We start from the raw sequence: 20,999 nt of genomic DNA, 5'->3' as shown, positions 1-20,999 counted from the left end.
TAGGTAAGCCCGGGTATGGCCGAAGCCATGATTGAGTTCCAGAGTGTGACCAAGCAATACCAGGGTGGGCAGCCGGCGGTGGACGCCCTCAGCATGTCCATCGACAAAGGCTCCATCACGGTGTTCGTTGGGCCTTCGGGCTGCGGCAAGACCACATCCCTGCGCATGATCAACCGGATGGTGGAACCCACCAGCGGGACCATCACGGTGGCGGGCAAGGACGTTTCGCAAGTTCCTGCGCCCGAGCTCCGCCGATCCATGGGTTATGTCATGCAGTCATCGGGCCTCCTGCCGCACCGCTCCGTCCTGGACAACATCGCCACCGTTCCGCGCCTCAATGGTGTTTCCAAGGCGGATGCGCGGAAACGCGCGGTGGAACTCCTGGACGTCGTGGGATTGGCTTCGGTCCTCGGCAAGCGGTACCCGTCGCAACTCTCAGGTGGTCAGCAGCAGCGCGTCGGGGTGGCCCGGGCGCTCGCTGCTGATCCGCCCGTCCTGCTGATGGACGAACCCTTCAGCGCGGTGGATCCGGTGGTCCGTGACGAACTGCAGCAAGAACTCCTGCGCCTCCAGCGGGAACTGGCCAAGACCATTGTTTTCGTCACTCACGACATCGACGAAGCAACGGTTCTTGGCGACAAAGTTGCGGTCTTCGCCGTTGGAGGCAAACTTGCCCAGTATGCCGCGCCGGAAGAAATCCTGAGGGCACCGGCCAACGACTTCGTGGCCTCCTTCGTAGGACGCGACCGCGGGTTCAGGCACCTGGCCTTCAACGCAGCGGACGCCGTGACCGTGCACCCAGTCACCATGGTCAGTCCTTCCGACGGTCATCACGCGGGCCGGGCATCGGGGGAGTGGGCCTTGGTGGTCGACGCCGACTCCCGCCCGTTGGGATGGTCCTCGCCGCGCGATGGTGCAGGTTTGATCCCGGGCGGGTCGCTGTTCCGTAAGGGAGACACCCTGCGCCGCGCCCTGGACGCGGCGTTGTCGTCGCCGTCGGGTCTTGGCGTGGCAGTAGACGACGACGGCCGCGTGGCCGGAGTCTTGAAGGCGCCGGAAGTCCTGGCACTCATCGAAGAAGTCCGCCACCACAGGGAGGACGCCACCTGATGGAGTGGTTCCTCAACAACAGTGGCATGGTCCTGGGATTGGCGGGCCAGCATATGGTGCTCGCCATCATTCCCATGATCCTGGGCCTGCTGATTTCCATCCCGCTGGCCCAGTTGGCCAGGCGCAACAGCACGCTCAGGTCGATAGTGACCACCGCTACCTCGTTGCTGTACACCATTCCGTCGCTGGCACTTTTCATTATTCTCCCCACCATCCTGGGCACCAGGATCCTGGATCCGCTGAACGTCGTGGTGGCGTTGACCATCTATGCGGTGGCGCTGCTGGTCCGCGCAGCCATTGATGCGTTCGATTCCGTGGACGACGACCTCCGCAATGCGGCGGTTGCCATGGGGTTCAAGCCCCTGGCCCGTTTCTTCCAGGTTGACCTGCCCTTGTCCTTGCCGGTGTTGTTCGCAGGCCTGCGCGTGGTGTCGGTCAGCAACATCTCTTTGGTCAGCGTCGCCGCTCTTCTTGGGGTGGGAAACCTCGGAGTCCTGTTTACTGACGGCCTGCAGCGTACGTTCATCACTGTTGTGGTGGTGGGCATCATCGCCATTCTGATTCTGGCTTTGCTGATGGATGCTGTCCTGGTGGTTCTTGAGCGGCTTCTGACTCCATGGACGCGTGCTGCAGGCGGCAAGACCTCGCGGCAGGACGGAACTGCGCTCCTCACCGAACCCAAGTCCGGGCCAGCCGCTCCACACGCTGCTCTTCGGCCTGATCCGGGGGCCTCCGCATGAATATCTTTGCAGAGACCATCGCCTGGCTGACGAGCCCCAAAAACTGGACCGGAAGCGGTGGAATCCCCACCCGCTTGCTGGAACACCTCCAATACAGTGGACTCGTTCTCCTGATCGCTGCGGCCATCGCCGTCCCCATTGGTCTTTACATCGGGCACACCGGCCGTGGCCGGGTGGTTGCAGTCGCCGTGGCCGGCGCATTGCGTGCCCTCCCCACGCTCGGTTTGCTGGTCCTGTTCGCTTTGCTCGCGGGCAGCGGTTTGATGCCGCCCGTCTGGGCTCTGGTCATTCTTACGGTTCCGCCATTGCTGGCCGGCACGTACGCCGGGATCTCCAGCGTTGATTCCACCGTGGTAGATGCTGCCCGTGCCATGGGCATGACCGAACTTCAGATCCTCTTCCGGGTGGAAGTGCCCAACGGATTGCAGGTGATGTTTGGTGGCATCCGCACCGCGGTCCTGCAGGTCATCGCCACCGTGTCGGTGGTGGCTTACCTGCCTCTGGGCGGGCTGGGACGCTACCTGTTTGACGGCCTCGTCCTGCAGGACTTCCCCCGGATGCTGGGTGGTTCCCTGCTCATTGCCGGGCTCGCCATCGCCGTCGACCTGATCCTGGCCGGGGTACAGCGGCTCGTTATCTCACCAGGCCTGACCCTCGACTCAAGCGGCCGCCAGAAGGCGTCCGACGATCTCACAGCCACAGCTCCCGCCGGGGCTGCCGTTCAAGGAGGTACACCATGAAGAACCCCGTCCCCATGACCCTTACACGCCGTGGTCTCGGCGGCCTCGCAGCCGGACTGGGTGTGGCCCTCGCGTTGAGCGCGTGTGGCGGAAGCCCCTTGGCCACGCCATCCACCTCGGCACCCAGCGGATCCTCTGCCGGCGGCTCGCTGGTGGTTGGTTCGGCCGACTTCCCCGAGAGCCAGGTCATTGCCGAGATCTACGTTGGCGCCCTCAACGCCGCGGGTCTGACCGCAACCTCCAAGCCGAACATCGGTTCGCGTGAAATCTACTTCAAGGCAGTCCAGGACGGCTCCATCGACCTCGTCCCGGACTACTCCGGCAACCTCCTGTCCTACGTGGACACCGAGGCCAAGGAAGTTTCAGCGGAGGACGTCTTCAAAGCGCTCCCGGGCAAGCTTCCGGATGGCCTCGCAGTCCTGGAACCGGCAAAGGCCGAGTCCAAGGACGCAATGGTGGTCACCAAAGCCACGGCGGAAAAGTACCAGCTCAAATCCATCGAGGACCTGGCCAAGGTCTGCAAGGACTTCACCATGGCAGCTCCGGCCACGTTCGAGACGCGTGCCTACGGCTTCCCGGGCCTGAAAGCCAACTACAACTGCGAGCTCAAGGGCCTCCAGCCCTTCAGCGACGGCGGCGGCAACCTGACCCTCCAGGCCCTGCTGGAGGACAAGGTGCAGGTAGCCGACATCTACACCACCACGCCGTCCATCGCAGATAACGACCTCGTGGTCCTGGAAGACCCGAAGAACAACTTCAAGGCCCAGCAGGTGCTCCCGCTGGTCAAGGAGGCCAAGATGACGGACAAGGCCAAGGAAGCGCTTAACAACGTCTCCAAGATCCTGACCACGGATGACCTCATCAACCTGAACCGCGCGGTCAGCGGCGACCAGAAGCAGGCGCCCAAGGACGCAGCAGCCGCCTGGCTGAAGGACAAGGGCATCGTCAAGTAACGCCTGATCAAAGCCGCGTACGACGGCGGTGACGGACCCGCGCGGGACCGTCACCGCCGTCGTCGTTTCTGTGAGTTAAGTCTCAGCTGAAGTCCATGACCTGTGTGGCATATTTGAGGGATGGCGAAATTCAAGCAGTCCACCAAGCTTCATAATGTCCTTTACGACATCCGTGGACCGATTCTTCAGGCCGCCCAGCAGATGGAGGCAGAGGGTCACAGGATCCTCAAACTGAACATCGGAAACCCGGCTCCCTTCGGTTTTGAAGCGCCCGACGCCATTTTGGTGGACATGATCCGCCACCTTCCCAACGCCCAGGGTTACAGCGATTCGCGCGGGATCTTCTCGGCCAGGACCGCTGTATCGCAGTACTACCAGACCCGCGGCATCCAGAACATCCACGTCGATGACATCTACCTTGGCAACGGTGTCAGCGAACTCATCACCATGTCACTCATGGCCCTTCTTGAAGACGGCGACGAGGTCCTGATTCCCACGCCCGACTACCCGTTGTGGACTGCTTCAGTTGCTCTGGCAGGTGGCCGTCCCGTGCATTACCTCTGTGATGAGGACTCCGGCTGGCAGCCTGACCTTGAGGACATGGAAGCGAAGATCACGCCCCGGACCAAGGGCATTGTGGTGATCAACCCCAACAATCCCACCGGCGCGGTGTACCCGGAAGAGACGCTCAAGAAGATTGTCGCTCTCGCCGAGAAACACGGACTGGTGCTCTTTGCCGATGAAATTTACGAGAAAATCCTTTACGAGGACGCTGTCCACATCAACCTCGCCGGGCTCACCGGTGACGACGTCCTGTGCCTGACGTTCAGCGGCCTGTCCAAGGCTTACCGCGTCTGTGGTTACCGGGCTGGTTGGATGGCTATCTCGGGGCCCAAGAAGGACGCCGCCGACTACCTTGAGGGCATCAACCTCCTGGCCAACATGCGTTTGTGCGCCAACGTTCCCGCGCAGCATGCCATCCAAACGGCACTCGGTGGCTACCAAAGCATCAACGATCTCATTCTGCCCGGCGGCAGGCTTTTGGAGCAGCGCAACAAAGCCTACGACCTCTTGAATGCCATTCCCGGAGTCAGCACCCAACAGGCCAGGGGAGCGCTGTATCTGTTCCCCAAGCTGGACCCTGAGGTTTATCACATCCGGGACGACGAAAAGTTTGTCCTCGATTTGTTGAAGGAACAGAAAATCCTGGTTTCCCATGGCCGGGCCTTCAACTGGGTGCGCCCGGATCACTTCCGCATGGTCACCCTGCCCAACGTCAAAGACATTGAAGAGGCCATTGGCCGCATGGCGGACTTCCTGTCGAGGTACCCGGGCAACTAGCCTGAGGTCCATGGCCGTTCCACGAGGGCACGGCCCTGCGGAAAGGCACACCCGATGGCTGTTGCAGTTGAATTCGCCAAGAGTCCTGCTGAGGTATTGAGGGTCGGATCCGGGTTCACGCTGGCCAGCGTGGACCCGGACTCCACCCCCGGGTATTCCGGCGCGAAAGCTGACGGCAAGGCGTTGCTGGAAGCCCAGGACGCACGGCTGGCAGAACTGCAGGAGAAGCTCTTCGCCCAAGGCCGGTTTGGCAGTCCCAAGAGGCTCCTGTTGATCCTGCAGGCAATGGATACTGCCGGCAAGGGCGGCATTGTCAGCCATGTGGTGGGCGCCATGGACCCCCAGGGTGTTCAACTGCATGCCTTCAAGGCCCCCACGGATGAGGAAAAGTCGCACGACTTCCTCTGGCGGATCGAGAAAGAAGCTCCCGGTGCCGGCATGGTGGGGGTTTTTGACCGCTCACACTACGAGGACGTCCTGATCCATCGCGTGCATGGTTGGGCGGACGCTTCGGAGCTGGAACGCCGTTACGAGGCCATCAACGACTTTGAAGCCAGCCTCGCAGACCAAGGCACCACCATCGTCAAAGTCATGCTCAATATCAGCAAGGACGAGCAGAAGGAACGGCTGATCGCCCGCTTGGACGATCCCCGCAAGCACTGGAAGTACAGCAGCGGGGACCTTGCCGAACGTGCGTTCTGGGACGACTACATGGACGCTTACGGTGTTGCGTTCGAGAAGACATCAACGGACATTGCGCCATGGCACGTCGTTCCGGCCAACAAGAAGTGGTACGCGCGCATCGCCGTGCAGCAGCTTCTGTTGGATGCACTTGAACGCCTCCAGTTGGACTGGCCCAAGGCCGAATTCGACGTCGCCGCGGAGCGCGCTCTGGTGGTGGCTTCCTAGGAACCCATGCGGCGCTGCTCCGTCTGCGGTGCTGCTTTGGCGTTACTGGGTGGCAGCACCGGCGTCGTTGCTTGCATCCCGGGCTGTGGCCAGGCGTTTGCGGGCGCCCTCCAGCCAGTCCTCGCAGCGTTTCGCCAGGGCTTCGCCCCGTTCCCAGAGGGCCAGGGATTCTTCCAGGCTGGCACCCCCAGCCTCCAAGCGGCTAACGACGCCCATGAGTTGCTCGCGGGCTTCCTCGTAACTCAAGGAGTCCAGGGATTCCGGTGAAGATGCGGATGAGTTGTTCTCGGTCATGATGTCCTTTGTGTTCGGTAATGACGATGGTGACCGATTCATCAACGGGCCACGATGTGTCCTTGGCCTGTGGACATTGCCCTGAAGCGACCTTCGGCTACCCGAATGGCCAGTGCGGTTCCGTCGGGGGCTTCCTCGGGACTGCTCACCACTGTGTGCCCGGCCTGGTCCTCGCCAACAATCTGGACTACGGCATAGCCACGGTCCAGTGTCTTTTGTGGAGACAGGGCCCTGACCTGTGCGCGTAAGTGATGGACCTGGTCCAAGGCCCGGACCACGGCCGTGTTGACTGCCGAATGGGAGCGCCGTTGCAGGCGGTGGATGTCATCCGCCCGGGCGTCCACCATGGAAGCCGGCGCTGCCAGGACCGGCCGTGACCTCAACGCATGGAGGCGGTCCGTCTCCCGGTCCACCGTCCTTCCGATGCTTCGGCGGAGCTGGTCTCTGGCCTGGCGGACCATGGCCAGTTCCTCGGCAACGTCCGGAACTATCCGTTTGGCGGCATCGGTGGGCGTTGACGCGCGAAGGTCCGCCACGTCGTCAAGGATGGGTCGGTCGGCTTCGTGCCCGATCGCACTGACAACCGGAGTGGTGGCGGCAGAAACTGCCCGGATGAGGTCCTCGTTGCTGAACGGGAGGAGGTCTTCTAACGCGCCACCGCCGCGTGCCATGACAATGACGTCTACTTGAGGATCGGCGTCGAGCTTCTTTAACGCTGCGATGATCTGCGAGACGGCGGTGTTGCCTTGGACAGCAACTTCGCGGACGTCGAACTCAACCGCCGGCCAGCGCAGCGCCGCATTGCGCAGGACGTCCTTTTTAGCATCCGAGTCCCGGCCGGTGATGAGGCCGATGCGGTGGGGGAGCAGAGGCAACTTGCGTTTCCGGGAGTCAGCGAACAGGCCTTCGGCCGCCAACGCCTGCCGAAGCCTCTCGATCCTGGCCAGCAAGTCGCCCAAGCCCACAGGCCGGATGTCCTTGACGGACATGTTCAGCCGCCCTGTTTTGACCCAGAAATCCGGTTTGACCAAGGCAACCACGCGGGATCCGCGTTCGAGCGGGATCTTCTGGCGGTCAAGCACTGTGGACCACACCGATGCGGGCAGGGAAATTTCCGCGTCAACATCACGCAGGGTCAGGAATGCATTGCCACCCCTGCGGTTCATCTCAATGACCTGCCCCTCAATCCACGCCGCGGGCGCCCGCTCGATGTGGGCTTTGAGCTTGCGGGACAAAAGTTGCAGCGGCCAGGGGTTATCCGGGCTTGTTTCGGCCGCTGTCCCGGGCAAAGTTGATTCCGGCGTCGCTTCAGCGGACATGGGCGGTCCGTACCTGTTCCGGTCTCCGTGTCTGTTGCTGCATGATGTGTCCTCGCTCCGGGATGCGGCTTTGGTTGCCGGCCGCTTCCAACTCTATCCATAGCTTCCCAGCCGGCCCGGACATTTTTCCTATCATGTGGACAGACCTAGGATGGTGGCACAGCCGACGACCCTGAGGATGACCTTGCGTACTTTCGTTTCAGCACTGGGAGTGATCCTCGCCGTCCTGCTGGCAGGCGTCGCTGTCCCCGCGGCCTGGGTGGACCAGAACATCGTCAAGGAAGAGGGCTTCGTCCGGATCGCGGGGTCATTGGGAAGCGATCCCGAATTCCAGAGCCGCTTGGCTGCGGCCGCAGTGGGCACCTTTGAGTCCTCCGTGGATCTGCCGGGCCCCATCCAATCCCTGGCGGCCGACGCGCTCCGGAACGCGGCCACGGGAATGCAGTCCTGGAGTGACTACCCGCAAGCCTGGGAGGAAACCGTACGGAACAGCCACAGGCTGAACTTCGGGACGGTCACGCAGGCTGAAGAATCCGCGGCGTCCACAGCACTGGTCCTGGATATTGGGCCCCTTGTGCGGCTGATCCGCGATCATTTTGCCGAGGCTACGCGGATCAGGCTCGATGTCCCCTCGGAGAGCCTTGTCTCCCTGGGAGAGCCGTCCCACCGGCAACTGGTGGAACGCGTGGCAGCCTTTGCGCCGTTGTGGTGGATCGCCGCTGCCGGTGCGCTCGTGTCTGCACTGCTGGCACTGGCGGCCGCACGACGCCGGTCATTGGCTGTGGTTTTCCTCGGCCTTGGGGGGTTGGCTCTCGCAGCCCTCTGGACGGCGGGGGCAGACCTCGCTGGTGGAATGGTCGGAAGTCTTGCCAGCGCCAACGGCGTGGCAGAACTGTTCAAGGACGAGTTCCTCACCACGGCCCGCAACGGTTTTGGCCAGTGGGTCTGGATCGCAGCCGTGGTGTCCGGGGCGGTCCTGGTGGTGGGCGTCATAGCGGCAGTGGTCTCAGGGCGACGAGGGTCACGTTCGGCCCGAAGCTAAAGGCAGGGCCGGTAGCATGGAGGCATGACCAGCACAGCAGTTTCCATTCCTATGCCCACGGTGCCCCGCAGACGGCGATCTCCGGAAGAGGTACAGGCAGCGGCACCCGTCACGGGTCCCAAGAAGGTTCTGCTGGCGGCGCCGCGCGGCTATTGCGCCGGAGTGGACAGGGCCGTCATTGCGGTAGAAAAAGCCCTTGAGCACTATGGGCCTCCGGTCTACGTCCGTAAACAGATCGTCCACAACGTCCATGTGGTTAGCTCCCTGGAGGAACAAGGAGCCATCTTCGTCGAGGAAACAGACGAGGTCCCTGAGGGTGCCTTGGTTATTTTCTCCGCCCACGGTGTATCTCCGGCTGTGGTCCAGTCCGCTGAAGACCGCGGCCTCCGTACCATCGACGCCACCTGCCCGCTGGTCACCAAAGTTCACAAGGAAGCTGTGCGCTTCGCCAAGGATGACTACGACATCCTCCTGATCGGCCACGAAGGCCACGAGGAAGTCGAAGGAACCGCCGGTGAAGCACCGGATCACATCCAGATCATCAACGGCCCGCACGAGGTAGACAAGGTCACCGTGCGCGACCCCGAGAAGACGATCTGGCTCTCCCAAACGACACTAAGCGTGGACGAAACCATGGAGACGGTCCGTCTCCTCAAGGACCGGTTCCCGACCCTCCAAGATCCGCCCAGCGACGACATTTGCTACGCCACCACCAACCGCCAAGTGGCCATCAAGAAGATTGCTCCCCAGGCTGACCTCGTCATCGTGGTGGGCTCAGCCAATTCGTCGAACTCCGTGCGCCTGGTTGAGGTTGCCCTGGAGTACGGCGCCAAGAGCTCATACCGCGTGGACTTCGCCAACGAAGTGGACGAATCCTGGTTCGAGGGCGTCGCAACGGTCGGTGTGACCTCGGGTGCCTCTGTACCGGAGGTACTCGTCAAGGACGTCCTGCGGCTGCTGGCTGATTATGGCTACGGCGAAGTGCAGGAAATCGTGACGGCAGAGGAAGACCTACTCTTCTCACTTCCCAAGGAGTTGCGGGCCACATTGAAGAAAGCCGGCGACGTCACGCGTGCGCTCGGCGGCCGCGGAAACCGGACCACGTCCTAACGCGCTTCGCTCCACAACAGGAACTCAAAAAACTGGCCCGCAGCCATCGCCTCCCCATAGGGAAGGCGATGCTGCGGGCCTGTTCGTTATGCCGCAGACTCTTCGGACTCTTCAACCAGAAGCTCAGGGGCTGCCAAAGCACGGGGGACTGCCTCAACGGACATCGGCGCGGCAAGGCCGGCATCGTCCATGGTGTTGAGCTTGCGTGCGGTCGGCAGGACCCGGGCTTCCAGAGTGCCCACCATCGCGTTGTACCGGTCCACGGACGTCTTCAGGGAGCTACCCAGCTTGCCAACATTCTCCCCGAGTGTGCCCATACGCTCGTAGAGCTGCTTGGCGAGCTCGAACAGTTCATGGGCGCTGTCCGTGAGGACATCCTGGCGCCACGTGAAGGCCACCGATTTGAGGACCGCCAGCAAGGTTCCGGGAGACGCCAACACCACGTTCCGGGACAGGGCATATTCCAACAGCGCGGGATCTGCCTCGAGGGCTGACGCCAGGATGGACTCAGCAGGAAGGAAACAGATCACCAGCTCGGGGGAGTTTCCGGGAATGTCCCAGTACTTTTTGCCCGCCAAAGCATCGATGTGGGCCTTCAACGCTTTCGCGTGTTGGGCCAGCAACGTCTTGGAATCATGGTTGTTGGCGGGTGCTACGGACTCCCCAAAAGCGCCGTCTCCGTGCAGTTGTTCCTGCGCGGCGAGGTAGGAGGCGAGCGGGACCTTGGCATCCACCACCAGTTGCTTGCCACCCGGCAATTGGACTACGAGGTCCGGGCGAAGCGTGGTCTCGGTCCGGCCCGAATGCACCTGCTCATGGAAGTCCACGTGCCTCAGCATCCCGGAGGCCTCCACCACCCTGCGGAGCTGCACCTCGCCCCACTGGCCACGCGCACTGTTGGAGCGCAGGGCCGACGCCAAGGCGTGCGTTGATCTCAGGAGCTGCTCGTCGGACAACCGGGCATCCTGCAGCTGCTGGGCAAGTTGGCCGTATTGCTCCACCCGGTCCCGTTCCAACAGCGACACTTGCTGCTGAACGGCCGTCAGCTTCTCAGCGACCGGAGCGAGGGCACGAAGAACACTGCCGTCCGAGTTCCTGGACGCGGTCAACTCGCGGTTCTGTGTGAACAAAAGTCGCCGCTCGGCGTCGGCTGCTGCCAGCTGCGCCGTCACCTCCGAGAGGCGCGCCGATACGGCGTCGAAGTCTTCTTCCAAGCCCGCGCCCCGGCGCCGAAAGACAACATAGCCCGCCGCCAGGCCCACGGCGGCGCCGATCAACAGCATGAGCAGGGCCAAAACCAATCCAAATCCATCCATGAGGCAACCCTGTCACAGGGGTACGACAGTTTTAGTGAGGCCACCGCGGTGGGCGCACTTCGTGGGCAGCAACACGCAGGGACAACGTTCCAACGGGTAGAATCAATGCTCGTGGCTCTTACTATTGGCATCGTCGGACTGCCCAACGTCGGCAAATCAACTCTTTTCAACGCACTGACCCGCAACCAGGTGCTCGCAGCGAACTATCCGTTCGCAACGATCGAACCCAACGTCGGAGTCGTGAACCTTCCGGATCCCCGGCTGGCGAAGCTGGCGGAAATCTTCGGTTCCCAGAAGCTGCTGCCCGCTCCGGTGTCCTTCGTGGACATCGCCGGCATCGTGAAGGGTGCATCCGAGGGCGAAGGTTTGGGCAACAAGTTCCTTGCGAACATCCGCGAGGCAGAGGCCATCGCGCAGGTTGTCCGCGTATTTGATGATCCCGACGTCATCCACGTCGACGGCAAAGTTGATCCGGGCTCCGACATGGAGACCATCAACACCGAGCTGATTCTGGCAGATCTCCAGACCATCGAGAACGCCATTCCGCGCATCGAAAAAGAAGTCAAGATCAAGAAGCGCGAAGCTGCCGAGCTCGCAGCCATCAAGGCGGCCCAGGCTGTGCTGGAACGCGGCGACACCATCTTCTCCTCGATCAAGAGCGACAAGCTGGAGATGGGGCACCTCAAGGAGCTGGGCCTTCTTACCGCCAAGCCCTTCATCTACGTCTTCAACGCGGATGAAGGCATCCTTGGCGATCCGGCCAAGCAGGATGAGCTTCGTGCCCTGGTTGCCCCTGCTGATGCAATTTTCCTTGACGCCAAGCTGGAATCAGACCTCGTGGAACTGGACGAGGAAGAAGCCCGCGAGATGTTGGAAATGAATGGCCAGAGCGAATCCGGCCTGGACCAGTTGGCCCGGGTCGGCTTCCACACTCTTGGCCTGCAGACCTACCTGACGGCCGGTCCCAAGGAAACCCGGGCCTGGACCATTCGCCAGGGTGACACCGCGCCCCAGGCAGCCGGCGTGATCCACTCCGACTTCCAGCGTGGCTTTATCAAGGCCGAGGTTGTCTCCTTCGATGACCTGATCGACGCCGGTTCCATGGCGGAGGCAAAGTCCCGCGGCAAGGTCCGGATCGAAGGCAAAGAGTACGTGATGGCCGACGGCGACGTGGTGGAGTTCCGCTTCAACGTGTAGGTCGCTGCGCACGCTGCAGAATTTCGGAAGGGCCCTGGTTCGACAGAACCGGGGTCCTTTTTTGCCCAAAAATCGTCCTGTCCTGCTGTCAGACAGCGAATGCTACCACCGAGTAGGGTTTGACTTGAAATTCCCGCCAATTTAGGCATGTGTAGGTTGCGGAACGGTTACAGTTTGGCCACCATGTCCCAACATCCGGACACAATGTGGGTAGGCTTACACACACATGTAGGCAACGTCACAGTAGGAAACTGTGCCTGTGCCTGGGGGAAATCACGAATTTCTCCTGCTCAACTCCACGACTCATAGGAGGCGGAATGCGTTTCTCGCGCACTTCCAAAGCTCTAGGCGTAGCGGCGATCATCGCCCTCGCAGTGACCGGTTGCGGCGGCGGTGGCGGCACCAGCACAAACAGCTCTGCCGCAGCTGACCCGAACAAGGTCATTTCCGCATACAGCAACGAACCGCAGAACCCGCTGCTTCCGGCCAACACCAACGAGGTGTACGGTGGCCGCGTCGTCGAGCTGCTGTTCGAAGGCCTTCGCGCCTACGACTCGGACGGCAAGCCCGTCAACGCTCTGGCGGAGTCGATTGAGACAACCGACTCGCAGAACTGGACCATCAAGGTCAAGTCCGGCGCCAAGTTCACCAACGGTGAGGCCATCACGGCCAAGACGTTCGTTGATTCCTGGAACTTCGCCGCGCTGAGCACCAACCTCCAGAACAACGGCTTCTTCTTCGAGTCCATCGAGGGCTACGCCGACGTCAGTGCAGTCACCGAGACCACCGGCGCCGACGGCAAGAAGACCTCCACTCCGGCACCGACGGCGCAGACCATGTCCGGCCTGGCCGCGACTGACGACCAGACCATCACGGTCAAGCTCGGCCAGCCCGAGGCTGACTGGTCGCTGCGCCTCGGTTACTCCGCCTTCTACCCGCTGCCTACCGAGGCTCTGAAGGACCCGAAGAAGTTCGGCGAGAACCCGATCGGCAACGGCCCGTACAAGTTCGAGAAGGAAGGTGCCTGGGTACACGACCAGTCCATCTCCCTGGTCAAGAACGCCGACTACACCGGCCCGCGTGCTGCCAAGAACGGCGGCGTGACCTTCAAGTTCTACACCGATCCGGGCCCCGCATACACGGATCTCCAGGCCGACAACCTCGACATCACGGACGTTGTTCCGTCGAACGCGTTGAAGACCTACACCACGGACTTCCCGGACCGTAACTCCACGCGCCCGAACGCCAACAACGCCACCCTGAACATCCCGGGCTACAACCCGAACTTCCAGGGTGAAGCCGGTATCCTTCGTCGCCAGGCACTGTCCCACGCCATCAACCGCGAAGAGATCACCAAGGTCATCTTCAACGGCACGCGTACCCCGGCCACCGAGTTCACGGCTCCCGTGCTCGACGGCTACAACGACGCCATCCCCGGCAGCGACGTCCTGAAGTTCGACGCCCAGAAGGCCAAGGATCTCTGGGCCGACGCCGAGAAGATCAAGCCGTACGACGGTTCCAAGCCGCTTCTGATCGCCTCCAACACTGACGGTGGCAACAAGGAATGGATCGACGCCGTAGCAAACGGTTTCAAGAACAACCTCGGCATCGAGGCTGAAATCCAGCCGTTCGCAAAGTTCGCTGAAGTTCTGGACCTGCGCAAGTCGCAGTCCCTCCCGGGCTTGACCCGCGCCGGCTGGCAGGGTGACTACCCGTCGCTCTACAACTTCCTCGGACCGGTATGGGCAACCAACGCCTCGTCCAACTACGAGAAGTACTCGAACGCCGAGTTCGACAAGCTCCTCAAGGAAGGCCTTGCAGCCAAGACTCCGGAAGACGCCAACAAGAAGTTCAACGAGGCACAGGAGATCCTGTTCAAGGAACTCCCGGGCTTGCCCCTGTGGTACCGGGCGACCCCGATCGTATGGAGCAACAACGTTGTGTCAGCTGAAACCGGCTGGAACGGCGGCGTCCGCTACTTCGACATCGAGGCCAAGTAGTCTCCAGGATCTGAACTTGCCTTAGGGCAAAGGGGGTCCGGCCAACGTGCCGGGCCCCCCTTGCTTGCTTGGCAGGAAGGCACACATGACACACCAATGCCCCACCACCGGAGAGGGGTGACCCGTGGTTCGCTTCATTTTCCGTAGACTCCTCCAGGTCATCCCGGTATTCCTGGGGACCACGCTCCTCGTCTACTACATGGTCTTCGCACTACCCGGCGACCCGATTGCTGCCCTCTTCGGGGATCGCCAGCCGCCGCAGAGCGTCATCGACGCCCTGCGGGCCCAGTACAACCTGGACCAGCCGTTCTGGGTTCAATACGGGCTCTTCATCAAGAACTTGTTTACTTTCAACCTCGGCGTTGACTTCACCCAGCAGCCCATTGCGGACTCCCTGGCAAGGGCCTTCCCTGTCACGGCAATGCTCGCCATTGAGGCCCTCATCATCCAGGCCGTGTTCGGCATCGCCTTCGGTGTCTTCGCTGGCCTGAAGAAGGGCAAGCTCTTCGACTCCACTGTTCTGGTCGTTTCGCTCCTGGTGATCGCAGTTCCCACCTTCGTTTTGGGCTTCGTCTTCCAGTTGGTGTTCGGTGTCCAGCTGGGCTGGGCCAAACCTACGGTGGGTGCCAACGCCGACTGGGGCAACCTGATCCTTCCCGCCGTCGTCCTGGGCCTGGTGTCCTTCGCCTATGTCCTCCGCCTGACCCGGGCCTCGGTCAGCGAGAACATGAACGCTGACTACGTACGTACTGCGACGGCCAAGGGACTTTCCCGCCCCCGCGTCGTGATGGCCCACATCCTCAGGAACTCATTGATCCCGGTGGTGACCTACCTGGGCGCCAACCTTGGCGGGCTCATGGGCGGCGCCATCGTTACCGAAGGTATCTTCAACGTCCCCGGAGTGGGTAACAAACTCTTCCAGGCCATCCAGCGCAGCGAGGGTCCCACCATCGTTGCCATTGTGAGTGTCCTGGTCCTGGTTTTTGTTATCACCAACCTCTTGGTTGACCTCCTGTACGCCTGGCTTGACCCGAGGATCCGCTATGACCAGTAATAATGAACACTTTGTGGCTCCCGTCGAGGAGACACCGCTTCTGGCCACTGACGCTGTCAAGACAGATCAGGCGCCCCTAAGTCTTTGGGCTGATGCCTGGCGCAAGCTTCGTCGGCGCCCCATGTTCATCGTCTCCTCGCTGTTGATCCTGCTCCTTGTGATCGTTGCCGTGTTCCCGGGGCTGTTCACCAGCGTCGAACCCAACAATGACTGCCAGTTGGCCAACTCCGAGGGCGCACCCACTGCCGGCCACCCTCTGGGCTTCACCCTGCAGGGTTGCGACGTCTATTCCCGCGTGATCCACGGTACGCAAGCGTCCCTGTCCGTTGGTGTCCTGTCCGTGCTTGCCGTTGTCATTATCGGCGTCACCCTCGGTGCGCTGGCCGGTTACTACGGTGGCTGGCTGGACTCCGTCCTTGCACGTCTTGGCGATATCTTCTTCGCGTTGCCGATCATCCTGGGCGCCCTGGTCATTACGCAGCTGCCGTTGTTCCGTGAGAACAGGAGCGTCTGGACAGTGGTCCTGACCATATCCCTGCTTGCCTGGCCCCAAATGGCACGTATTACCAGAGGTGCCGTCATAGAAGTGCGTAACGCGGACTTCGTCACGGCGGCCCGGTCATTGGGTGTTTCCAAGTTCGGTGCCCTGGTCAAACATGCGCTGCCGAACGCCTTGGCACCCGTGATTGTCCTTGCCACGCTGGAACTGGGCGTTTTCATCGTCCTGGAAGCCACGTTGTCCTTCCTGGGTGTCGGGCTGCCCGGCAGCGTGATGTCGTGGGGTAACGACATTTCCGCGGCCAACGCATCCATCCGCACCAACCCCGGGATCCTGCTCTACCCGGCAGCCGCCCTGTCCATCACCGTCCTGAGCTTCATCATGCTTGGCGACGCCGTCCGCGATGCTCTTGATCCCAAGAGCCGTCAGCGCTAAGGAGGCGACCATGACTTCTGCGAACATCAGAATTGATGAAGCCACGGCACCAGTACGGCCCATCCTGGAGATCAAGGACTTGGCCATCACCTTCAAGACCGGTTCCGGCGAGGTCAAGGCGGTCAAGAACGCCCATTTGACCATCATGCCGGGCGAAACGGTCGCCATTGTGGGGGAGTCGGGCTCTGGAAAGTCGACGACGGCGCTGGCCGCCATCGGCCTCTTGCCCAACAACGGCCGCGTCTCAGCTGGCCAGATCCTGCTTGACGGCGAAGACATCGCCCATGCGTCGGAAAAGCGCATGATCGAGCTCCGCGGCAGCCACATCGGCATGGTTCCCCAGGACCCCATGTCCAACCTGAACCCGGTCTGGAAGATCGGTTACCAGGTGCGGGAAACCCTGAAGGCCAACGGTCGTCCGGACGGTCCGGAGGACGTTGCCCGCGTCCTCGCGGAAGCCGGACTCCCTGACGCTGCACGGCGTGCCAAACAGTACCCGCATGAGTTCTCCGGCGGCATGCGCCAGCGCGCGCTGATCGCCATCGGCCTGAGCTGCCAGCCCAAGCTCCTCATTGCCGATGAACCGACGTCGGCCTTGGATGTCACGGTTCAGCGCAGGATCCTGGACCACTTGGACACCATGACCACTGAACTCGGCACCTCGGTGTTGCTGATCACGCACGACCTCGGCCTTGCCGCCGAACGCGCCGACAAAGTGATCGTTATGTACCAGGGCAACGTGGTGGAGGCCGGTCCCTCACTGGAACTCCTCCGCAACCCTCAGCACCCCTACACCCGTCGCCTGGTTGAGTCGGCGCCTTCCCTGGCATCGCGCCGTATCCAGGTGGCCAAGGAACAGGGTGTGGAGGCCGGCGATCTTTTGGCGCCCGTGGCTGCCGCAGAAAGCCGGGTCCAGGACGAGGTCCTCCAGATCAAGAACCTGCGCAAGATCTACAAATTGCGTCAGGGACTGGGGCAGACGTCCGATTTCGCTGCTGTTGACGATGTCAGCTTCAGCGTTAAACGCGGGACCACGACGGCGATCGTGGGCGAGTCCGGCTCGGGCAAGTCCACTGTTGCCAAGATGGTTCTCCAGCTCGAGAAGCCCACTGAGGGCCAGATCATCTTCGACGGCGTGGATACCGCGGGGTTGAAGGGCAAGGAGCTCTTCAAGTTCCGTCGCCGCGTGCAGCCCATCTTCCAGGATCCGTACGGTTCTTTGGACCCGATGTACAACATCTTCAGGACCATCGAAGAGCCGCTGCGTGTTCACAAGATCGGGAATGCGGCCAGCCGCGAGAAGAAGGTCCGCGAGTTGTTGGACCAGGTGGCTTTGCCCCAGTCCATGATGCAGAGGTATCCCAATGAGCTCTCGGGCGGGCAGCGGCAGCGTATCGCCATTGCCCGTGCGCTGGCGTTGGATCCCGAAGTCATCATTTGCGATGAAGCAGTCTCAGCCTTGGACGTCCTCGTCCAGGCTCAGGTGCTGAACCTGTTGGCAGACCTCCAGGACAACCTTGGCCTGACCTACCTGTTCATCACCCACGACCTCGCCGTGGTCCGCCAGATTGCGGACCACGTCTGCGTCATGGAAAAGGGCCAGCTTGTGGAAACGGGCAGCACTGACGACGTCTTCGACAACCCCCGTGAGGCATACACCCAGGCGCTCCTGGACGCCATCCCGGGTGGATCGCTCCTGCTGCCGCCCGCGGTGGCCTGACCGGCGTCGAACGTTTGATCGCTGGATAGCAGAAGAGCCGGTGGTTCCCGAAAGGAAACCACCGGCTCTCGCCGTTTAAACTACCTGTTGCGGGGCCCTGCTCTGCGTGCCATACCGCCCACGAAGCACGCAGGGCGGGCCCCACAACGACCGATAGGACGACGGCGGCGGCTACTTCGCCGGGGCGCTGCTGTCCGGGCGGGCGGTGAGGCCCAGTGCTGCGAGTTCGCGGGCCAGGACGGCACCAAGCTTGACGTGCCCGGACGGCTTAAGGTGCACGCCGTCCTGGAGATCGCCCACAGCGTTGAAGCGGGTGAGCCAGTCGCCAGTGCTGACGAAGGGAATTCCGTGCTTCGCAGCAATGCGTCCCAGCAGGGCGTCGACTTCGGTCCGGCGGCCGCCTCCGTTGTCAGCGCCGCGTGCCAAGGTTCCGATCATGGCCAAGGCAGCCCCGGGGTAGCGCTTCTTCAGGGCCGCGAGCAGACGCTCGGCATTACTGGCAATCTGCGCATCCGTTGCCTTTTGCGAGGCATCGTTGCCGCCGCCCTGCACCACGATCAGGGGCGGATCTCCGTACGGGAGAATCCAGTCTCCACGCTGCAAGGCGTCGATGTAATTGCCTGTCTTGCCATTGGCCGCAACGAAGCCGGTGCCACCCATGCCCACCACGTGCAACTTGTAGCCCAGGGCAGCGATGCCCTGCTGGGGCCAGGAGTCTTTGGGCATGGCCTGGGAATCACCGATGAGAACGGCCGTGTGGCGTACGTCGGCCAGTACCAGTTCATTACGGTTGTTTGCCGGGTTCTTGAAGAGGGAGCCAACCGGCAGGTCCAGGGCGCTGGGAGCCGGGGCAGTCCTCAGTGGCGGCGCGGCGGCCGTCTGTGCCGGCCCGGGCGCGGCGGAGCGCGTGGCGGTGGAAACGGGGGTAGCTGGGCTGGGTCCGCAGCCTACTGCCAGAACGCCGACGGCGATCAATGGAGCGAGCAGGCGGAACGCGGCCGAAGATTGTCGCATCGATTGTTCTCCGTGTTGCACTGGTTCTGCAGCAATCATGGGGCACGACGCCAAGAAAATCCAGCATCTGGAGTAGCGGTTGTTAAAGCGCGACGTCATGTGAGCAGCGCCACATTCGGAGGTCGAATGGCTTGCTTTTTAGGCTGGGAAATGCAACTGCGTTTAGACTGGATGCAGGTGCCCTGTGTCCCGGGGTCTTTTCGCTGTGTGTTCCGATCAAGTCGATCAGGTATGCGCGCGGATACAAACAGCTGACTTCACCACTGAAACGAGTCATTAACGCATGTCTGAAACCACCACCAACACTGCGTCGCGGAGCGATCTGCGCAACGTCGCGATCGTCGCACACGTTGACCACGGTAAGACCACCCTGGTCGACGCCATGCTCAAGCAGACCAACTCCTTCGCTTCCCATGGTGAGGTTGAGGACCGTGTCATGGACTCCGGTGACCTGGAGCGCGAAAAGGGCATCACCATCCTCGCGAAGAACACCACGGTTGCCTACAACGGCCCGTCGTCCAACGGCGAGACCATCACTATCAACGTCATCGACACCCCTGGCCACGCCGACTTCGGTGGCGAGGTAGAGCGCGGTCTGTCCATGGTTGACGGTGTGGTCCTGCTGGTCGACTCCTCCGAGGGCCCGCTGCCCCAGACCCGCTTCGTGCTCCGCAAGGCCCTTGCTGCGCACTTGCCGGTCATCCTCCTGGTCAACAAGACCGACCGTCCCGACGCCCGCATCGACGAAGTTGTCCACGAGTCCATGGACCTGCTCCTGGGCCTCGCCTCGGACCTCGCCGACGAAGTTCCGGACCTGGACCTGGACAAGGTCCTCGAAGTTCCCGTCGTCTACGCCGCCGCCAAGGTTGGCCGCGCGTCCCTGGACCAGCCGGCCAACGGCTCGGCTCCGGAGAACGAGGACCTCGAGCCCCTCTTCAAGACCATCATTGAGCACATCCCGGCTCCTACCTACAACCCGGACGGCGTGCTGCAGGCACACGTGACCAACCTGGACGCTTCGCCGTTCCTTGGCCGCCTCGCCCTGCTCCGCATCTACAACGGAACCCTCCGCAAGGGCCAGACTGTTGCCTGGGCCCGCGCCAATGGTGAGCTCAAGAACGTCAAGATCACTGAACTCCTCGCCACCAAGGCGCTGACCCGTGTTCCTGCCGAATCCGCAGGCCCGGGCGAAATCGTCGCTGTGGCCGGCATCGAGGAAATCACCATTGGTGAAACCCTCACCGACGCCGAAAACCCGCAGCCGCTGCCGCTGATCACCGTGGATGATCCCGCGATCTCCATGACGATCGGTATCAACACCTCGCCGCTGGCCGGCAAGGTCAAGGGCGCCAAGGTCACGGCCCGCCAGGTGAAGGACCGCCTGGACAAGGAATTGATCGGTAACGTCTCCATCAAGGTCCTCCCCACCGAGCGTCCCGACGCTTGGGAAGTCCAGGGCCGTGGCGAGCTCGCGCTGGCCATCCTGGTTGAGCAGATGCGACGCGAAGGCTTCGAGCTGACCGTGGGCAAGCCGCAGGTTGTCACCAAGACCGTCGACGGCAAGATCCACGAGCCGATGGAACACATGACCATCGACGTGCCGGAAGAGTACCTTGGCTCCGTCACCCAGCTCATGGCTGCCCGCAAGGGCCGCATGACCAACATGGCCAACCACGGCACCGGCTGGTGCCGCATGGAATTCATCGTTCCCGCCCGTGGCCTGATCGGCTTCCGCACCAAGTTCCTCACGGACACCCGCGGTGCCGGTATCGCTGCCTCCATCTCCGAAGGCTACGAGCCCTGGGCCGGCCCCATCGAATACCGCACCAACGGTTCGATGATCGCCGACCGCGCCGGTGTTGTGACCCCGTTTGCCATGATCAACCTCCAGGAGCGCGGTTCCTTCTTCGTGAAGCCCACCTCCGAGGTTTACGAAGGCATGATCGTGGGCGAGAACTCCCGTGCAGACGATATGGACGTCAACATCACCAAGGAAAAGAAGCTCACCAACATGCGTGCAGCTTCCTCCGACTCCTTCGAGAACCTGACGCCGCCGCGCGATCTCACCCTCGAAGAGTCCCTTGAATTCGCTCGTGAAGACGAGTGCGTTGAGGTGACGCCGGAAGATATCCGTATCCGCAAGCTCATCCTGGACTCCAACGAGCGCGCCAAGGCCAACCGCGCCCGCGCCAAGTCCTAGCCTGCG

General features: G+C 62.1%; 18 protein-coding genes. 14 read left to right on the top strand and 4 right to left on the bottom strand.

The annotated features are described in order from the left end of the window. Window positions 1-15: 15 nt before the first annotated feature. From AB4Y77_RS02440 to AB4Y77_RS02415, 6 genes are all read left to right on the top strand, one after another. A complete protein-coding gene (locus tag AB4Y77_RS02440) occupies window positions 16-1,110 on the top strand; it encodes an ABC transporter ATP-binding protein (protein WP_442012872.1) in 1,095 nt (364 codons plus the stop codon). After that, window positions 1,110-1,850, top strand: a complete 741-nt coding sequence (locus AB4Y77_RS02435; RefSeq protein WP_311212840.1) for an ABC transporter permease — start codon at window positions 1,110-1,112, stop codon at window positions 1,848-1,850. Before AB4Y77_RS02440 ends, AB4Y77_RS02435 begins: the two co-directional genes overlap by 1 nt. Further along, window positions 1,847-2,590, top strand: a complete 744-nt coding sequence (locus AB4Y77_RS02430; protein WP_311212839.1) for an ABC transporter permease — start codon at window positions 1,847-1,849, stop codon at window positions 2,588-2,590. Before AB4Y77_RS02435 ends, AB4Y77_RS02430 begins: the two co-directional genes overlap by 4 nt. Continuing rightward, on the top strand, window positions 2,587-3,543 hold the full coding sequence (locus AB4Y77_RS02425; protein WP_311212838.1) for an ABC transporter substrate-binding protein: 957 nt from the start codon (window positions 2,587-2,589) through the stop codon (window positions 3,541-3,543). Before AB4Y77_RS02430 ends, AB4Y77_RS02425 begins: the two co-directional genes overlap by 4 nt. Window positions 3,544-3,663: 120 nt before the next feature. Further along, the gene (locus tag AB4Y77_RS02420; protein ID WP_026546228.1) at window positions 3,664-4,884 is read left to right on the top strand and encodes a pyridoxal phosphate-dependent aminotransferase; all 1,221 of its coding nucleotides are present in this window, start codon (window positions 3,664-3,666) and stop codon (window positions 4,882-4,884) included. A 54-nt stretch (window positions 4,885-4,938) separates the two neighbouring features. After that, window positions 4,939-5,793: a polyphosphate kinase 2 family protein gene (locus AB4Y77_RS02415; protein ID WP_311212836.1), complete on the top strand. Its 855-nt coding sequence runs from the start codon at window positions 4,939-4,941 to the stop codon at window positions 5,791-5,793. 42 nt (window positions 5,794-5,835) lie between these two features. Here the strand turns inward: AB4Y77_RS02415 and AB4Y77_RS02410 are convergent, their stop codons facing one another. Both AB4Y77_RS02410 and xseA read right to left on the bottom strand, forming a co-directional pair. After that, window positions 5,836-6,087: an exodeoxyribonuclease VII small subunit gene (locus AB4Y77_RS02410; RefSeq protein WP_311212835.1), complete on the bottom strand. Its 252-nt coding sequence runs from the start codon at window positions 6,085-6,087 to the stop codon at window positions 5,836-5,838. A 41-nt stretch (window positions 6,088-6,128) separates the two neighbouring features. Further along, on the bottom strand, window positions 6,129-7,406 hold the full coding sequence (xseA, locus tag AB4Y77_RS02405; protein ID WP_442012871.1) for an exodeoxyribonuclease VII large subunit: 1,278 nt from the start codon (window positions 7,404-7,406) through the stop codon (window positions 6,129-6,131). Between the two features lie 178 nt (window positions 7,407-7,584). Between xseA and AB4Y77_RS02400 the strand changes: the two genes are divergently transcribed. Both AB4Y77_RS02400 and AB4Y77_RS02395 read left to right on the top strand, forming a co-directional pair. Continuing rightward, window positions 7,585-8,448, top strand: a complete 864-nt coding sequence (locus AB4Y77_RS02400; protein WP_442013050.1) for a hypothetical protein — start codon at window positions 7,585-7,587, stop codon at window positions 8,446-8,448. Between the two features lie 24 nt (window positions 8,449-8,472). Then, a complete protein-coding gene (locus AB4Y77_RS02395; protein ID WP_311212832.1) occupies window positions 8,473-9,558 on the top strand; it encodes a 4-hydroxy-3-methylbut-2-enyl diphosphate reductase in 1,086 nt (361 codons plus the stop codon). Window positions 9,559-9,644: 86 nt separating this feature from the next. Here the strand turns inward: AB4Y77_RS02395 and AB4Y77_RS02390 are convergent, their stop codons facing one another. After that, complete coding sequence (locus AB4Y77_RS02390; protein WP_311212831.1) at window positions 9,645-10,874, bottom strand: DNA recombination protein RmuC; 1,230 nt, start codon at window positions 10,872-10,874, stop codon at window positions 9,645-9,647. A 111-nt stretch (window positions 10,875-10,985) separates the two neighbouring features. On the opposite strand from AB4Y77_RS02390, the gene ychF reads away from it, so the two are divergent. From ychF to AB4Y77_RS02365, 5 genes are all read left to right on the top strand, one after another. Continuing rightward, on the top strand, window positions 10,986-12,071 hold the full coding sequence (ychF, locus tag AB4Y77_RS02385; protein ID WP_089597521.1) for a redox-regulated ATPase YchF: 1,086 nt from the start codon (window positions 10,986-10,988) through the stop codon (window positions 12,069-12,071). A gap of 317 nt (window positions 12,072-12,388) precedes the next feature. Continuing rightward, window positions 12,389-14,071 carry a peptide ABC transporter substrate-binding protein gene (locus tag AB4Y77_RS02380; RefSeq protein ID WP_311212830.1) on the top strand — a complete coding sequence of 561 codons (1,683 nt, stop codon included), beginning with the start codon at window positions 12,389-12,391 and terminating at the stop codon, window positions 14,069-14,071. A gap of 124 nt (window positions 14,072-14,195) precedes the next feature. Then, window positions 14,196-15,125 carry an ABC transporter permease gene (locus tag AB4Y77_RS02375; RefSeq protein ID WP_026539948.1) on the top strand — a complete coding sequence of 310 codons (930 nt, stop codon included), beginning with the start codon at window positions 14,196-14,198 and terminating at the stop codon, window positions 15,123-15,125. Continuing rightward, on the top strand, window positions 15,115-16,059 hold the full coding sequence (locus AB4Y77_RS02370; protein WP_089595704.1) for an ABC transporter permease: 945 nt from the start codon (window positions 15,115-15,117) through the stop codon (window positions 16,057-16,059). Before AB4Y77_RS02375 ends, AB4Y77_RS02370 begins: the two co-directional genes overlap by 11 nt. Window positions 16,060-16,069: 10 nt before the next feature. Then, window positions 16,070-17,779 carry a dipeptide ABC transporter ATP-binding protein gene (locus AB4Y77_RS02365; protein ID WP_442012870.1) on the top strand — a complete coding sequence of 570 codons (1,710 nt, stop codon included), beginning with the start codon at window positions 16,070-16,072 and terminating at the stop codon, window positions 17,777-17,779. 171 nt (window positions 17,780-17,950) lie between these two features. Here AB4Y77_RS02365 and AB4Y77_RS02360 read toward each other — a convergent pair whose 3' ends face one another. Continuing rightward, the gene (locus AB4Y77_RS02360; RefSeq protein WP_311212828.1) at window positions 17,951-18,793 is read right to left on the bottom strand and encodes an SGNH/GDSL hydrolase family protein; all 843 of its coding nucleotides are present in this window, start codon (window positions 18,791-18,793) and stop codon (window positions 17,951-17,953) included. A 283-nt stretch (window positions 18,794-19,076) separates the two neighbouring features. Between AB4Y77_RS02360 and typA the strand changes: the two genes are divergently transcribed. Further along, window positions 19,077-20,993, top strand: a complete 1,917-nt coding sequence (gene typA, locus AB4Y77_RS02355; protein ID WP_442012869.1) for a translational GTPase TypA — start codon at window positions 19,077-19,079, stop codon at window positions 20,991-20,993. The last annotated feature ends 6 nt before the right edge of the window (window positions 20,994-20,999 follow it).

It is taken from the genome of Paenarthrobacter sp. YAF11_1 (assembly GCF_052113445.1).
Classification (GTDB): domain Bacteria; phylum Actinomycetota; class Actinomycetes; order Actinomycetales; family Micrococcaceae; genus Arthrobacter.
The sequence above is the reverse complement of the archived record's forward strand: the minus strand, read 5'-3'. Positions and strand labels throughout refer to the sequence as shown.